This is a genomic window from Streptomyces scabichelini (genome assembly GCF_011045015.1).
GTDB lineage: Bacteria > Actinomycetota > Actinomycetes > Streptomycetales > Streptomycetaceae > Streptomyces > Streptomyces scabichelini.
On sequence record NZ_JAAKZY010000246.1, the window covers coordinates 1 to 14,853 of the forward strand.

At 68.6% G+C, this 14,853-nt stretch carries 15 protein-coding genes and 1 pseudogene; 11 read left to right on the forward strand and 5 right to left on the reverse strand.

The genetic code is table 11. The features are described 5' to 3' along the window. Positions 1-338 precede the first annotated feature (338 nt). Entirely contained in the window at positions 339-1,766 is a 1,428-nt protein-coding gene (locus tag G5C60_RS43360) for a hypothetical protein (protein ID WP_165268461.1), read from the forward strand. Between the two features lie 156 nt (positions 1,767-1,922). Here the strand turns inward: G5C60_RS43360 and G5C60_RS43365 are convergent, their stop codons facing one another. Next, positions 1,923-2,177, reverse strand: coding sequence for a hypothetical protein (locus G5C60_RS43365; RefSeq protein ID WP_165268463.1), 255 nt, complete (start codon positions 2,175-2,177; stop codon positions 1,923-1,925). Positions 2,178-2,521: 344 nt separating this feature from the next. Between G5C60_RS43365 and G5C60_RS43370 the strand changes: the two genes are divergently transcribed. The 3 genes from G5C60_RS43370 (at position 2,522) to G5C60_RS43380 (ending at position 6,659) form a co-directional block, all read left to right on the forward strand. Beyond that, on the forward strand, positions 2,522-3,973 hold the full coding sequence (locus G5C60_RS43370) for an alkaline phosphatase PhoX (RefSeq protein WP_165268465.1): 1,452 nt from the start codon (positions 2,522-2,524) through the stop codon (positions 3,971-3,973). A 494-nt stretch (positions 3,974-4,467) separates the two neighbouring features. Next, positions 4,468-6,051: a TROVE domain-containing protein gene (locus G5C60_RS43375; protein ID WP_165268467.1), complete on the forward strand. Its 1,584-nt coding sequence runs from the start codon at positions 4,468-4,470 to the stop codon at positions 6,049-6,051. Positions 6,052-6,236: 185 nt separating this feature from the next. Then, positions 6,237-6,659 carry a hypothetical protein gene (locus tag G5C60_RS43380; RefSeq protein WP_165268469.1) on the forward strand — a complete coding sequence of 141 codons (423 nt, stop codon included), beginning with the start codon at positions 6,237-6,239 and terminating at the stop codon, positions 6,657-6,659. A 374-nt stretch (positions 6,660-7,033) separates the two neighbouring features. Here the strand turns inward: G5C60_RS43380 and G5C60_RS43385 are convergent, their stop codons facing one another. After that, entirely contained in the window at positions 7,034-8,206 is a 1,173-nt protein-coding gene (locus G5C60_RS43385; protein WP_165268471.1) for an epoxide hydrolase family protein, read from the reverse strand. Between the two features lie 107 nt (positions 8,207-8,313). On the opposite strand from G5C60_RS43385, the gene G5C60_RS43390 reads away from it, so the two are divergent. Then, positions 8,314-8,889 carry a CGNR zinc finger domain-containing protein gene (locus G5C60_RS43390; protein WP_165268473.1) on the forward strand — a complete coding sequence of 192 codons (576 nt, stop codon included), beginning with the start codon at positions 8,314-8,316 and terminating at the stop codon, positions 8,887-8,889. An 8-nt stretch (positions 8,890-8,897) separates the two neighbouring features. Here G5C60_RS43390 and G5C60_RS43395 read toward each other — a convergent pair whose 3' ends face one another. Further along, entirely contained in the window at positions 8,898-9,356 is a 459-nt protein-coding gene (locus tag G5C60_RS43395) for an ATP-binding protein (protein ID WP_165268475.1), read from the reverse strand. Between the two features lie 136 nt (positions 9,357-9,492). Between G5C60_RS43395 and G5C60_RS43400 the strand changes: the two genes are divergently transcribed. The 4 genes from G5C60_RS43400 (at position 9,493) to G5C60_RS43415 (ending at position 12,266) form a co-directional block, all read left to right on the forward strand. Beyond that, on the forward strand, positions 9,493-10,311 hold the full coding sequence (locus G5C60_RS43400) for a Scr1 family TA system antitoxin-like transcriptional regulator (RefSeq protein ID WP_165268477.1): 819 nt from the start codon (positions 9,493-9,495) through the stop codon (positions 10,309-10,311). Continuing rightward, the gene (locus G5C60_RS43405; protein WP_165268479.1) at positions 10,308-10,496 is read left to right on the forward strand and encodes a DUF397 domain-containing protein; all 189 of its coding nucleotides are present in this window, start codon (positions 10,308-10,310) and stop codon (positions 10,494-10,496) included. The genes G5C60_RS43400 and G5C60_RS43405 overlap by 4 nt, the downstream gene beginning before the upstream one ends. A gap of 91 nt (positions 10,497-10,587) precedes the next feature. Beyond that, positions 10,588-11,235, forward strand: coding sequence for an FCD domain-containing protein (locus G5C60_RS43410; protein ID WP_165268481.1), 648 nt, complete (start codon positions 10,588-10,590; stop codon positions 11,233-11,235). Positions 11,236-11,249: 14 nt separating this feature from the next. Continuing rightward, entirely contained in the window at positions 11,250-12,266 is a 1,017-nt protein-coding gene (locus tag G5C60_RS43415) for a 1-aminocyclopropane-1-carboxylate deaminase (RefSeq protein WP_165268483.1), read from the forward strand. A 44-nt stretch (positions 12,267-12,310) separates the two neighbouring features. On the opposite strand, the gene G5C60_RS43420 is transcribed toward G5C60_RS43415, so the two are convergent. Next, the gene (locus G5C60_RS43420; protein ID WP_165268485.1) at positions 12,311-13,015 is read right to left on the reverse strand and encodes a helix-turn-helix transcriptional regulator; all 705 of its coding nucleotides are present in this window, start codon (positions 13,013-13,015) and stop codon (positions 12,311-12,313) included. Between the two features lie 62 nt (positions 13,016-13,077). On the opposite strand from G5C60_RS43420, the gene G5C60_RS43425 reads away from it, so the two are divergent. Together G5C60_RS43425 and G5C60_RS43430 are read left to right on the forward strand one after the other, a co-directional pair. Then, positions 13,078-13,515 (forward strand): hypothetical protein, encoded by a 438-nt coding sequence (locus tag G5C60_RS43425; RefSeq protein WP_165268487.1) that lies wholly within the window; start codon positions 13,078-13,080, stop codon positions 13,513-13,515. A 61-nt stretch (positions 13,516-13,576) separates the two neighbouring features. Then, positions 13,577-14,170, forward strand: coding sequence for a TetR/AcrR family transcriptional regulator (locus tag G5C60_RS43430; RefSeq protein WP_165268489.1), 594 nt, complete (start codon positions 13,577-13,579; stop codon positions 14,168-14,170). Positions 14,171-14,235: 65 nt separating this feature from the next. On the opposite strand, the pseudogene G5C60_RS43435 reads toward G5C60_RS43430, so the two are convergent. Beyond that, a pseudogene (locus G5C60_RS43435) lies at positions 14,236-14,739 on the reverse strand (TerD family protein); the annotation flags it as partial. Positions 14,740-14,853: the final 114 nt, after the last annotated feature.

Below are 14,853 nucleotides of genomic sequence, written 5' to 3' on the forward strand. Positions count from 1 at the left end.
GGCGAGGACGCCGCCGCGTTCGCGAGCGAGGCGTGGCGCGTGGCCATGGACACCGGGCTCATCGATGTCGTGGACGAGGAGGAGGGGGGCAGCTGGCAATGAGGCAGTGGTGACGCGCGTAGAAGCCGACCGGAGAGCCGCCAAGGAACTACCGAGGGGCTACCCGTGAGTTTCTACGCGCGTCAATCTCGTGTGTGGCCAGGGCGGTTGTCAAGGTTTCAGCCATGTACGGGTTCTGACAGGTTCATGAACCAGGCGGCATGGGGCCAAATCCGTCTAGGCTGAGGTTGCATTCCGGTACGTCTGTACGTCTGTACGTCCGAGGAGAGAACCAGCCGATGTCAGACAGCTCCACCCTGCCGCCGGTGCGGCTGACGTCCGAAGCGGAACTCGCGCGGGACGCGCTCGCCACGCCGCTGCTCTCGCGTGCCGTGCGGCTCGCCCGCTGGGCCGGTCCGGACACCCGGGTCGGAGCCGGCGGCGAACTCGTCGAGGAGCAACTGCCGGGCGCCGCCGCGGAGATCGGCCTCGAGGGCGAGGACGCCGCCGCGTTCGCGAGCGAGGCGTGGCGCGTGGCCATGGACACCGGGCTCATCGATGTCGTGGACGAGGAGGAGGGGACGGTCGCCAAAGGCGCCGACCTGGAACTCGTCACCTCGGGGACACCGGGCGACGTGCTGGCGCTGTGGCTGAGCGCTCTGGAAACCGTGCTCGCCGACGCGAGCGCGCCCGACCTCGACGACGTCATGGCCGCCGTGGACGACGACGGCGAGATCGACCTGTCCGCCCTTGACTGGGACCCGGATGCGGAGTCCGACTTCCTCGACGGCGTGCTCGGCAACCTCTACATCCTGACCGTCAGCGAGGACGGACCCGGCGACGGCCCGGTGCCGCTGCCCGCGCTCGCCGCCTCGATGATCGTGCCGGACGACATGGCGGAGCCCACCAACGACGTCCTGGAGCAGGTGTCGGACGCGATGATGCGGCTCGACGACCAGTTCCGGCTCCTGGAGCCGGCCGGGCTGGTCGATTTCCAGCCTGTCGACGAGACGCTGATGGCCGACCCCGACGAGGAGCCCGCGGCAGCGGCCGACGAGACGGACGTCTCGCGGTACGGGATGGTGCGGCTCACCCCGCTCGGGCTCTACGGCGTCCGGGCGCGTCTGCAGGAGGCGGGGCTCACGGCCCCGGCGGTGGGTGACCTCGCGGACAAGGGGGCGGACGTCCTGCTCGACGGCACGTCCGCCTTCCCGCCCGCGGCCGCGCAGGCCGAGACCGAGCAGTGGCTCGCCCGGCGTGAACCCCTCGCCGCCGCACGGGAGTTGCTCGCCGCGGCCCGTGGCTCCGACCCGGGCGCGCCCCTGCGGAGGCTGCTCTGCCAGCAGGCCCTGTCGCTCGTCGGTACGGAGGCCTCGCCGGCCTTGCGCGAGGTGCTGGACGACGCCGAGCTGGGCGGGCTCGCCCGGGTGTGGCTCACCGAGCGGGGTGCCCCTGACGTGCCCGCGCCGTCCGAGGACATGATCTTCTGGCTGACCGTCGACACGATCGCCGCGCAGCTGGCGGCGGAAGGCAACTCCGAGGAGCTCCAGGCTCTGGTGGAGGGGCTCGCGGCCCAGCACAGCAGCTTCTTCGCCGCCGCCTGGCGCGTCGACCACCCGGCCACGCCGGACGTCCTGGAGGCCATGGGCCGGCTCCACCCGGACAAGAAGGTCGCCAAGGAGGCCCGTAAGGCGGCGTTCAAGGCGCGGTCGCAGCAAGGGGGTTGAGCCTGAGCGCTCCGCTTGGGAGGGCGGTACGAAAGGTGCGGGCCGTCCGTGGCTGGTCGCTCCCCCACTCTCGGCTGCGCTCGAGCGGGGGGACCCCCATCGCGGCGGAGCCGCATATCGACACTGCACCGCGCCCCTTACGGGGCGCGGTGCCGCTCAGGCCTCGTCCGGTGCCTGTGCCCGGGGCTCGTCCTGCGTCTCGGCCTCCGTGTCGTCTTGAGTCTCGTCCTGCGTGTCGCCGTCGCCCATCGGGAGCACGCGTACGGGTACGCCTTCGAGCTCGTCCGGGATCACGTCCTCGGCCCGGAGGCGGTCACGGGGCACGCTGTGGGTGACGAAGACGACGATCACGTCCTCGCCCGAGTTCTCGTCCTGGCCCACGCCGACCCCGGTCACGTGGGGCAGCTCCATCAGCCGCTCCTCATGGAGGCGGCACGCCTGACGTGCGTCCACTCCGGCTCGCCTCCCATGGGTGGTGCGGATCGTTGCTGTCTATTTTACGAAGATTCTTCCGATCATTCGTTCGGACGCCCGGATTGGTGGGCCGTATGGGTGGGATACGGGCGGGCTGCCGGTCCCGGGCGGCCGATCCGAGGCCCCCGGCGCGCGGAAGCGAACGGGTTCACGGAAGGGGGCCCTCGAAAGTCGGCCCGCGTTCAACCAGTGTTCAGCCACGGGCGCAACGGTGTGCCGAAGGTCGAAAACTGGCCACCACCCTCCACGGTCCCACTCCACCGTCAAGGAGAACAGACAGCATGTCGCTCACCCGTAGGGACTTCGCCAGACGGTCCGCGATCACCGGCGCCGGTGTCGCCCTGGTCGGCAGCGTCGGCGCCTTCGCCACCGCGCCCGGCGCCCTCGCGACCCAGGACACCGAGACCACGGGGGACGACGCGGAACGCCACGGCGACGGTGTCGGCTACGGCCCGCTCCTGGCCGACCCCAAGGGCATCCTCGCGTTGCCCGCCGGGTTCTCGTACCGCGTCCTCACCTACAGCGGCAAGACCAAGCTGGAGTCCGGGGAGATCACGCCGTCCAACCACGACGGCACGGCCGCCTTCCCGGGCCCGCGCGGCACGACCCTCCTCGTCAACAACCACGAGCTCAAGGGTCCGCGCGCCAACTGGAAGCACCCGGTGCCGCTCACCGAGGGCCTCGTCTACGACCCGGCCGCGTCCGGCGGCTGCACGGTCGTCGAGGTGCGCCCCGGCGGACAGGTCGCCGAGTGGGTCGGTATCGCCGGCACCTCCACCAACTGCGCGGGCGGCAGCACTCCTTGGGGCACCTGGCTCACCTGCGAGGAGAACTCCGACAAGGCCGGCGTCAACGGCATGACCAAGGACCACGGCTACGTCTTCGAGGTCGACCCCGTCGACCGGCGCGCCAACCGTGACCCCAAGCCCCTGAAGTTCTTCGGCCGTTACGACCATGAGGCCGTCGTCATCGACCCCAAGCGCGGCCACGCGTACCTCACCGAGGACGCCGCGAGCCCCAACGGTCTGTTCTTCCGCTGGTCCCCGCCGAAGGGCTTCCAGTACGGCCGCGGCAAGTTCCGCACCCTCGCCGACGACGCGGGCGTCCTTCAGGCGCCCAAGTGCTACGACTCCGGCGGCAAGTTCATCGACGATCTGTCCCGAGCCACGAAGATCGGCACGGTGTACGGCGTCGACTGGGTCGACGTACCCGACCGCGACGCCAAGACCGTGGCCGTGCGCAAGCAGTTCGGCGCCGGCGAGATCACCCGCGCCCGCAAGCTCGAAGGCATGTGGTGGGGCGACGGCGGCGCGTACATCGTCTCCTCGTACGCCCGTGCGGAGAGCCCCGGTGCCGCGCACGACGGCCAGGTCTGGTTCTACGACCCCAGGCGCCGCACCCTGACCCTGAAGGTCCTCCTCGGCGTGAACCCCGACCCGTCCGTCGACGGCGCCCTCGACGGCCCCGACAACATCACCGTCTCCCCGTACGGCGGCCTGATCCTCGCCGAGGACGGCGAGGGCATCCAGCACCTCTTCGGCGCCACCGACAGCGGCCGTACGTACCCCATCGCCCGAAACGACCTGAACGTCGGCACCGAAGAGGAGCCGGAATACAGCGAGTTCGCCGGCGTCACTTTCTCCCCCGACGGCAGGACCCTGTACGCCAACATCCAGAAGCCCGGCATCCTGCTCGCGATCACGGGGCCCTGGAAGCGCCAGACGCTCAGCTGATTAATTCATTAGCCCGGCCCGCGGTACGCCTCCTAAAGTGATGTACGTCCAGGTGCGAAGGCAGGACCTACTTCCACTGCTAATGGGGCGGCCGCGGGTTCGAGTCCCGCCACCGGTACAACGCGCCGGTGTAGCTCAGGGGTTAGAGCGCCTACGTCGGTTCCGCCGGCCTTGAACTCTGGACACCACAATTTGATGCATGTCACGCACCTCCCGGTGCGCAGGCTGCGGCTACTTCTCTTCCAAAGAATCCACGCCGCCGCCGACTTGATCTCGGGAGGCGCAGCATTTGGTGGGTGCCCGGTGCGCAGGCAGCGGATACTTCAGGACCGGATCAGAAATGGTGCGGGTTCGAATCCCGTCATCGGCCCATGGTCGATGTGGCGGAAATGGGAGACGCGTCCGGCAATTCTCCGTCGCCGACTCCCGACCTCGGGCACTCTCCTTTTGCTGCGCCTCCCTCCGAAACTCGAACGAATTCGGGGGAATTCATCATGGCGCGATTCAACACGAAGGCCACCAAGGCGCAGCCCACCTCGCGGGTGACATCGACGGGGCAGGTGCTCCGCACGTATGAGGGCGGCCGTGGCCGCGAGCGTGACGCACGCTCCGAGCTCTTCCTCCTCTCGATCGCCAACTTCGTGGCGCAGCAGACCTTTTACGAGTCCGGCGAGGCCCGCGACGACCGGTTCGCCGCTCTCGTGCGACGGCTCGCCGTCGAGGACCCGGAGTGGACCGCGGGCCTGCTCGGCTGGCTGCGCGGCGAGGGGAACCTCCGTACGGCCTCGATCGTGGGCGCCGCCGAGTACGTCAAGGCGCGCCTCGACGCCGGTGCGACGGACGGCCCGTCCAACCGGCAGGTCATCGACTCCGTGCTGCGGCGTCCCGACGAGCCCGGCGAGCTGCTCGCGTACTGGACTTCGCGGTACGGCCGAGCCATCCCGAAGCCCGTGAAGCGTGGCGTCGCCGACGCCGTGCGCCGCCTCTACAGCGCCAAGTCCCTCCTGAAGTACGACACGGCGTCCAAGGGCTACCGCTTCGGCGACATCCTCAACCTCGTGCACGCGTCGCCGGACCCGGACAAGCCGTGGCAGGGCGACCTGTTCCAGTACGCGCTCGACCGCCGGCACCACCCGGACACGGCAGTGGTGCCCAAGTCGCTGCCCGTTCTGGCGGCCCACCGTGACCTGATGGCACTGCGGCCCGCCAAGCGGCGCAGGGTCGTGACCGGTGCGGGCGGCGCGCAGCGCCTCGCGGACGCGGGCATCACCTGGGAGGCGCTGGCCGGCTGGCTCCAGGGCCCGATGGACAAGGCGGCCTGGGAGGCCGTGATCCCGTCCATGGACGCCATGGCGCTGGTCCGCAACCTGCGGAACTTCGACGAGGCCGGTGTCTCCGACGCGGTCGCGGCGCAGGTCGCGGCCCGGATCAGCGACCCGGCGGAGGTGGCGCGCTCGCGGCAGTTCCCGTTCCGCTACCTCGCCGCGTACCAGCACGCGCCGTCGCTGCGCTGGTCGTACCCGCTGGAGCAGGCACTCGGTCACTCGCTGGCCAACGTGCCCGCGCTGCCGGGCCGCACGCTGGTGCTCGTCGACCGCTCGGGCTCGATGTTCTACTCGCGCATGTCCGACCGTTCGGAGCTGAACCGGGCGGACGCCGCGGCGATCTTCGGCACGGCGCTCGCGCTGCGGGCGGCGGACGCGGATCTGGTGGAGTTCGGCACGAGCAGCAACGGGGTGCGGTTCCGCAAGGGCGAGTCCGTACTGAAGGTGCTCGACCGCTTCGGTGACCTCGGCGGCACGAACACCACCGAGGCCGTGCGCAAGCACTACAAGAAGCACGACCGCGTACTGATCGTCACGGACGAGCAGGCCACGTACAGCTACCACGGCGACCCGACCGAGCAGGTACCGGCTCATGTCCCGGTCTACACCTGGAACCTGGCCGGTTACCGGGCGGGTCACGGCCCGTCGGGACAGGGCAACCGTCACGTGTTCGGTGGCCTCTCGGACGCGGCGTTCCGGATGGTTCCGCTTCTTGAGGCCGCGCGGAACACCGACTGGCCCTGGGTGTCCTGAGGGACCGTGAGCGTGTGGCCCGCACTTCGGTGCGGGCCACGGGCGTGTGTGCTTGGTGTGGAACGACCCCAAGACCGGGGATCTCTTGGTCGCGAGGAGCAGCTTCTCCAGTCACTCGGAGACAGCGATCCTCGACATGCTGCGCTCCCTGGCAGGCCAACAGCAGGAAGAGAAGTGAAGGACGCATGACCAAACAGGAATTCGATCTGCCGCCGAAAGCCTCGCCGGATATCATCGCCCAGCGCAACGCACTGGCCGATCATGTCTGCCGCGCACTGGCCCGGGCCGGGATTCCCGTTCACCGGATCGTCCTTGGCGGCGAGTCCGAAGACAGGCCTGGGGCGGAGGTTCATGTGGACCCTCTGGCCGACGGCGGGGTGCTGGTGGAATGGAACACGGGGGCAGAGCTGACAGCTGCCGCTCTGAACATTCCGCCGGGCGAACTTGATCCTTCGAATCTGCCCTACGCGATTCGCCATTACGAAACCGTTCATACCTGTATGCGGGCCGCCCTTCTGGGAATCCTCGCCTCGGCGCGGTTCCACGTCGAGGAAGCAGATGGGCACGCCTACGGGACTGCGGTTCACGTATGGGGCTTCCGGCCCTGATCCCACCCGTCAGGCCTCGTCGGCGCCGTGGGGTGTTGTGTAGGTGGGTTCGGCAGTAGGTCGGCGGGCCCTGTGTGTTGGTCCCACGCGTGAACACTTCTCCCTGCCATGTTCACGAACCGCTCGTTTGAGCGCTCGGAGGGCATCCTCCCCCGGTGTGTTCACGGTTTTCGCGTGAGGGGTCATGGGTGCCGCGATTCGCGTACGTCCTGTGGTGTGCGCGTCCGTGCGGGGCTGTCCCGACAGCCGCCCCACTCAGCGGAAACATCACCTCCGCCCACGGCCTCCTGGAGGCGCGTGTCATGAGCTGGTGGCCGAGGATCAGGAACACGCCGATTCAGGCGGTGATCGAGTGCCGGGTGGCCGAGCCGCGTTCACCGATGAGCGGCCAGCACTGCCGCGAGGCCTTCTTGCAGGTCCTTGACGAAATACTCGGGAATCTCCAGCGACGGGAAATGTCCCCCGGTTTCGGGGGAACTCCATCGGACGATCTGCCGGTACCGCTCCTGTGCCCAGGGGCGCGGGCACTTCTCGACGTCGCGGGGATACATGGTGAGTGCTGACGGGACGTCGACCCGAAGTTCGGGGTCGAGCGAGTTGTGGCTTTCGTAGTAAATGCGGGCCGCCGATGCGCCGGTGCGCGTCAGCCAATACAGGGTGACGTCGTCAAGAACGCGGTCTCTGGAAATCGTCTCGAACGGGCTGTCTTCGGTGTCTGACCACTCGGCGAACTTGTCAAGGATCCAGGCAAGAAGCCCGACCGGTGAGTCGACGAGCGAGTAGCCGATGGTCTGCGGCCGGGTCGCCTGCTGCTTCGCGTACGCCGCGCGGTGGCGCCAGAAATCGCGGGTTTCCTCGGTCCACTTGCGCTCGTCCGCCGTCAGCCCGTCCGTTGTCAACCCGGGCGGTCCCTCCGCGAACGTTGTGTGAATGCCGAGAACGTGCCCTGGGAACCTGCCGCCGAGAACCGTGGTGATATTGCCTCCCCAGTCGCCGCCGTGGGCTACGAACTTGCCGTAGCCGAGCCTTCCCATCAGTTCCACCCATGCGGCCGCGATCTTTTCGGTTCCCCACCCGGTGGTGGCCGGCTTGTCGCTGTAACCAAAGCCCGGTAGCGACGGGACCACGACGTGGAACGCCGGCGCGTCCGCATCTTTCGGATCTGCCAGTTCGTCCACTACATCGATGAACCGGGCAATGCTGTCCGGCCAGCCGTGCGTCAAGATCAGAGGAGTGGCATCTGCGCGCGCGGATCGGCGGTGCAGGAAATGAATTCCCAGATCATCAATGGTCGTACGGAACTGGCCGATCCGGTTGAGGCGCTCTTCGAACGACCGCCAGTCGTACCCGGTGCGCCAGTAGTTCACGACATCGACGAGGTCGGCGAGAGGAACGCCCTGTTCCCATCGGCGAGGGTCGGGCGCGGCGCGACAGACCGTCTCGGCCTCCGGCAGCCGCGCCGCGGCCAGTCGCGCGCGCAGCTCGTCGAGCTCAGCGTCAGTTGCGTGGGCTTCAAACGCTTGCACGTCGCTGGGTGGACGGGGCATGAGACCTCCTGGCCATCGCGGAACCGGCCGGCTGCGACCTATCGCGAACCGGCTAAGACGGTTCTAGCAGGCCTCCGAGCCGCGCTGCAACCAGCTAAGGTGGTTCCATGCGTGCTGCGTTCCCTGACTTCCGCCTCGGCAACGTGCTGGCGACCAGCTTCACGGGGACCCTGTCGGAGCGTCACGGCGACGCCGTGGAGCGCATTCCCACGCCGCACCGACTCGTCGACTGGCTGGCGGTGAACGGCCTCGCCGTGGACTCCTGCACCACCGCCCAGCTCGACCTCGCCCGGGAGCTGAGGGAGTCGATTCACGCCGCCGCGACAGCGGCCGCGATCCAGGACGCCCTCCCTGCGTCTGCTGTCCAGGTCATCAATGACCGCAGCGCTCAGGGCCGGGCCGCGGCGATCCTGACGCCCGAGGGCAAGCGGCAATGGCGGCTCAGCTCGGCTTCCTGCGTGGAGGACGCCCTCAGCGTGATCGCCGCCGACGCGATCAGCATCATCGCGGGCGAACGAGACGGAAAACTGGCCTTGTGCGCATCACCGACCTGCCGCGCCGCCTTCTTCGACACCAGCCAAAGCCGCACCCGCAAATGGTGTGACATGAACACGTGCGGGAACCGTCAGAAGAAGGCGCGCTTCATTGCCAACCAGCGCAAAAACCCCAGATCAGCGGAGTGATCGTTACCTCAGTACATCCAAGTGGGCGCGTCGCTGTGGAGCGTGAACCAGACGGTCTTGCCGATGCCGCCGGTGCGAGGTTCCGCGCCCCAGTCGTCCGCCAGTGTCGCCACCAGGGGCAGGCCTCGGCCGGACTCGTCGTCCAGGGTCGCCTCGCGGAGCGTCGGGAGCGTGTCGTTGGCGTCCGTCACGGATACGCAGAGGTGGTTGGCGTCCAGGATGCAGCGGGTCCGGATCTCGCGGCCGGGGGAGACCTTGGCGTGACGGTAGGCGTTTGTCATCAGCTCGCTGAGCAGGAGTACGGCTGTTTCCGTCAGCTCGTCCGGGAGCTTCCAGGCTGTGGCCTGGTCACGGAGGAGGGTGCGGGCCCGGCCGACGCTGCGGGCGTGGCGGGGGAGGTGCCATTCGACGTCTTTGATGTCTTCGACGTCCTCGGTGGCCTCTACGTCATCGCGGTCCTTGGGCATGTGTGTGCCGTTCCTTGCGTGTGGTTCTCCGTCATTCGCTGTGACCAGGCTGGTGGTTGGCACATAACCTCGGGGAGTATCGGAGTGGGTACACAGCGTGGCTGTACACGGTGTGGTGGTAGGAGGCGGTGGGTGCGTGGCTTCCGGGGAGTCGCAGCAGGCTCAGCAGAACTGGCGGTACTGCGGTGGGCAGATCAAGTTGTGGCGGGAGGAAGCGGGGGTCAGCCGGCAGGAGTTGGCGGGGGAGGCCGGGTACGACATTGAGTACGTCAAGTCGATGGAATGCGGGAGGCGCAGGCCGACGCTGAGGTTGTTGCAGGTTGCGGATCAACTGTGCCGGGCGCGGGGCAAGTTGGTGGCGGCACATGAGTTTCTGAAGCCGGAGCCCTTTCCTGCGCGGACACAGGAGTACATGGCGATTGAGGCCGAAGCGTTCGTGGTACACCACTATGCGCTTGGGCTGATTCCCGGTCTGTTGCAGACGGGGGAATACGCGCGAGCGCTGATCAGCGAGAGCTGTCCGCCGTTGGATGACGAGACGGTTGAGGAGCGGGTTCGAGCTCGGTTGGCAAGGCAAGAGGCACTGACTCGCCGCGCCAGAACGGTGTACGGCTTCGTGATCCATGAGGCTGCGCTGCACACGGAGGTGGGCGGACCGGAAGTCATGCGGCGGCAGTTGCTTGAGGTGTCGGCGGTTGGTGCCCTGCGTAACGTGTCCATCCAGGTGCTGCCCTACGGGAGGTGTAGTGGTCTGGCGCTCAACGGCTCGTTCGTTCTGCTGGAGACCGTTGACCACGAGCACTTCGCCTACGTTGAAGGTCCGGAGACGAGCGTGTTGCACGCCGACGCTGACAAGGTGAGCTACCTGGCGCAGGTGCATGGCATGATCCGCATGCAGGCCCTCGGAGTTGACGAGTCGGCGGCGTTCATCGGGAAGGTGGCAGAGGAGCTATGAGCGAAACGCTGGCGTGGTTCAAGTCCAGCTACAGCGACTCCCAGGGCGGCGAATGCCTCGAAGTCGCCGCCTGTCCCCACACCATCCACATCCGAGACTCGAAGCTCGGCCCCGGAAGCCCCCGCTTCACCGTTCCCGCCGACGCCTGGGCCGCCTTCGTCGCCTACGCCTCCCGCGAGGCCTGAGCCCCAACCCTCCAGACCCAAGGAGTGGCCCGCACTTCGGTGCGGGCCACAGCCTTGTGCGTGGCGCAGATTGACATCTAACATTTCAGTTGTGGACTCCATACGGCCCGTACCCCGCACCCTGCTCAGGGACCAGGCGTACGAAGCAATCAGGGACGCCATCGTGGCCGGGAACATCGAACCGGGCGCGGTGGTCCGTGACGCCGAACTGGCCGAGCGGCTCGGGCTGTCGCGGGCGCCCGTCCGCGAGGCCTTCTCGCGGCTCGTCGACGAGGGGCTGCTGGAGAGCAAGCCGCAGAGCTATACGCGGGTGACCCCGGTCGTGGCCTCCGACGTGCGGGACGCGGCGGCCGTCGTCGGGGCCATGCACGAGCTGGCCGCACGGATCGCCGTGCCCCGGCTGTTCGCCGCGGACGTCGAGATGATGCGCTCGGCCAACGAGCGGTTCGCGGCCGCTGTCCGCACCGGCGACGTGGACACCGCCCTGCGCGCCGACGACGAACTGCACGACGTGCTCCTACGCGTCAGCGGCAACCGCGCGGCAGCCGCCACCATCGCCCGCTACACCCCGCTCATCCGCCGGCTGGAGCGACGGCGCTTCGGCGAGGGCGGCAACTGCCGTTCGGCCGGGCTGCACGAGCAGCTCATCGAGGCCTGCGCGGCCGGTGACGTGGACGAGGCGGTCCGCGTCACCGCGGAGATCTGGCGGGGGCTCGAAGGCCTCGCCGACGGCGACTGATCCCGGGAGGATCCATGTCCCTTTCCTCGTACGAGCGTTACCCCCTTCTCTTCGGGCCCTCGCCCGTGCACCCGTTGGAGCGGCTGACCAAGCACCTCGGCGGTGCCTCGCTCTGGGCCAAGCGCGAGGACTGCAACTCCGGTATCGCGTACGGGGGCAACAAGACGCGCAAGCTGGAGTACCTCGTCGCGGACGCGCTCGCCCAGGGGTGCGACACGCTCGTCTCCATCGGTGGCGTGCAGTCCAACCACACCCGGCAGGTCGCGGCGGTCGCCGCCCGCGCGGGGCTCAAGTGTGTGCTCGTACAGGAGAGTTGGGTGGAGTGGCCCGACGCCGTGTACGACAAGGTCGGCAACATCCTGATCAGCCGGCTCGCGGGCGCGGATGTGCGGCTGGTGCGGGCCGGGTTCGGGATCGGGTTCAAGGAGAGCTGGGAGCAGGCACTCAGGGAGGTCGAGGAGAGGGGCGGGAAGCCGTACGCGATTCCCGCCGGCGCCTCCGACCATCCGCTCGGCGGCCTCGGGTTCGCCGGCTGGGCGTACGAAGTCGCCGAGCAGGAGCGGGAGCTGGGCGTCTTCTTCGACACCGTGATCGTGTGCTCCGTGACCGGCTCGACCCAGGCGGGCATGGTCGCCGGGTTCGCGGATCTGGAGGAGGCGGGCGGGCGGCCGCGGCGCGTCATCGGCATCGACGCGTCGGCCGCGCCCGCCCGCACCCGCGAGCAGATCGCGCGCATCGCTCACGGCACCGGTCAACTCATCGGCGTGAAGAGGGAGTTGGACGAGTCGGACGTCGAGCTGGACGAGCGGTACCACGCGGGCACGTACGGCATCCCCGACGAGGCCACACTGGAGGCGATGCGGCTCGCCGCGCGGACCGAGGGGATGGTGACGGATCCGGTGTACGAGGGGAAGTCGATGGCCGGGCTCGTCGATCTCGTGTCGCGGGGAGAGATCGGGCGGGACGCGACGGTGCTGTACGCCCACCTCGGCGGGCAGCCCGCCCTGAACGCGTACAGCGCGCTGTTCTAGACGGGCCGGCCGGCGGACCTGGCGACGATCTCGTTCGGGTCGGGTCAGGCGGCTGGTTCCAGGCGGACACAGCACCGGCCGGGGGTGGGCGCCAGGAGTGCCTCGAGTCGTCCGTCGCCCAGTCCCTGAAGGACGCCGCGGAGCAGGTGGAGATTCATGCCGCACACCGTGTCAGTGTGCTCTCGGGCCAGCGCGTGGAAGGGGCAGTTGCCGAGCAGGACGGCATCGCCGTCGTCTCTCGGCTCGAATCCGTACCGCTCCAGCAACTCGGTCACACCCGCGTGGCTCTGCCCGGCCAGCTGCCTGCCGAGATCCTGGGCTTTGCGGTGGAGGACGGTCCGCACCGGTTCGCCGGTCGTCGCGGACTCCTCCACGGCCTGGGCGAGCAGCCGCCCGGCCAGCTCGTAGTGCCGCTCCGGCAGGCTGACGCTGACCTGCTTCGTCGAGCGCCGGTAGAGCTTGGCCGGCCTGCCGGCACCCGGTCCTGAGCGTCCGCTGCGGCGCTCGTACACCACGTCGAGCAGTGATGCGTCGGCCAGGCGGTCCAGATGGAACGCCGCGGTCTGCCGCGCCAGGCCGAGGGCCGCGGCCGCCTCGTCGCGGCTGACCGGCCCCGGCCGGCGTACGACGTGGTCGTACAGCCTCCGGCGAGTCGGCTCCCCCAGGGCGGCGATGGCGGAGACGTCGGCGTCGGGTGCTTCTGCTTCCTTCGGGTCATCCACGAGCACCAGTGTAAAACCAACAGGCATTGACTAAAGAGAAGCGCCGCGCTTCTATTGACAGTGGAAGTTGTCAATAGAAGGAGGCCGTCATGGCGTCCGCAACCACAAACCCCCCGCCCGCCGCCTCCGGGCGAGCCGCGCTCACCGAACCCGGGTACCAGGCGTTCGTCATCCTGCGCACCGGATTCACCGTGGCGCCGATCCTGTTCGGGCTGGACAAGTTCACCAACCTGCTCGTCGACTGGCCCATCTACCTCGCCCCGTGGATCAACGACGTCGTCCCGGGCAGCGCCCAGCAGGCCATGTACGCCGTCGGTGTCATCGAGATCGTGGCGGGCCTCGCCGTCGCCGTCGCCCCGCGCTTCGGGGGCTGGCTGGTGGCCGCATGGCTCACCGGCATCATCATCAACCTGCTGACCATCCCCGATCACTACGACATCGCGCTGCGCGACTTCGGGCTCCTGCTCGGCGCGGTCGCCCTCGCCAGGCTCGCCCAGCGCTACCACGGGAAGCGGCGGGCACGCTGAAAGCCGTCGTCTCCTCTCGGTAAGGTGCGGAGGAGGTCTTCGGTTGGCTAGGAGTGGCTGAATGGCGCAGGCAGGAGTGAGTGCGCGCGTGGCCAAGCCGATGCGAGCCGATGCGCGGCGGAACCACGAGCGGCTGCTCAAGGAAGCGGCGGTTGTGTTCGCGGAGCATGGGGAAGGCGCGTCGCTGGACGACATCGCCAAGCGGGCAGGGGTCGGGGCGGGCACGCTCTACCGGCATTTCCCGACGCGGCAGGCGTTGTTGGAAGCCGTCTATCTCGACAGCATCGAGGAGCTCGCGGCGCGTGCCGATGAGCTGGCCGCCGAACTGCCGCCCGGTGAGGCGCTGGTGGAGTGGCTCAATGTGCTGAGCGAGGGGATGATCTGGGTGTGCGGGATCAAGGCGTTGCTCGGCTCAGCCGTCACGGACGCCGGTTCCGTCACCGTGCCCGCCTGCGGGAACTCGGTGAAGGCCGCGGCCGGCCGCCTTGTCGGGGCGGCTCAGCGGGAGGGAACGCTGCGGGCGGATGTCGAGCCGATCGAGGTGCTGCGGCTCGCTTATGGGGTCGCTTCGGCCTCGGAGCTCGCCGATGAGGAGGGCAAGCACATCCGCCGGTATCTGTCGCTGCTGACGGAGGGGCTGCGCCCGAAGGGCTGAAACGCGGCGAGGCGCCCCTCGAAGGGGGCGCCTCGGGCGCGTGCGGACTTGCAGCGCCTTGCGGACTACAGCGCCTGCGCCGCCGGCTTCACCATGCCCCGCACCGTGCGGGACTTGACGAAGTTGCCCATGGCCGTCATGTCCCACTCGCCGGAGAACTGCTTGATCAGCTTGGCCATCATCACGCCTGTCTGGGACTCGGCGTTGGTGAGGTCGAAGCGGACCAGTTCCTCGCCGGTGGCGGCGTCCAGGAGACGGCAGTAGGCCTTGGCGACCTCGGTGAACTTCTGGCCGGAGAAGGAGTTCACCGTGAAGACCAGGCCGGTGACCTCCTGGGGGAGGCGGCCGAGGTCGACCGTGATGACCTCGTCGTCTCCGCCGCCCTCGCCCGTGAGGTTGTCGCCGGAGTGCTTGATCGCGCCGTTCACGATGGAGAGCTTGCCGAAGTAGCAGCTGTCGATGTGGTTGCGCTGCGGGCCGTATGCGATGACCGACGCGTCCAGGTCGATGTCCTTGCCGCGGTACGCCGGCTCCCAGCCCAGGCCCATCTTGACCTGGGAGAGGAACGGCGGGCGGGGGGTTTGTGGTTGCGGACGCCATGACGGCCTCCTTCTATTGACAACTTCCACTGTCAATAGAAGCGCGGCGCTTCTCTTTAGTCAATGCCTGTTGGTTTTACACCG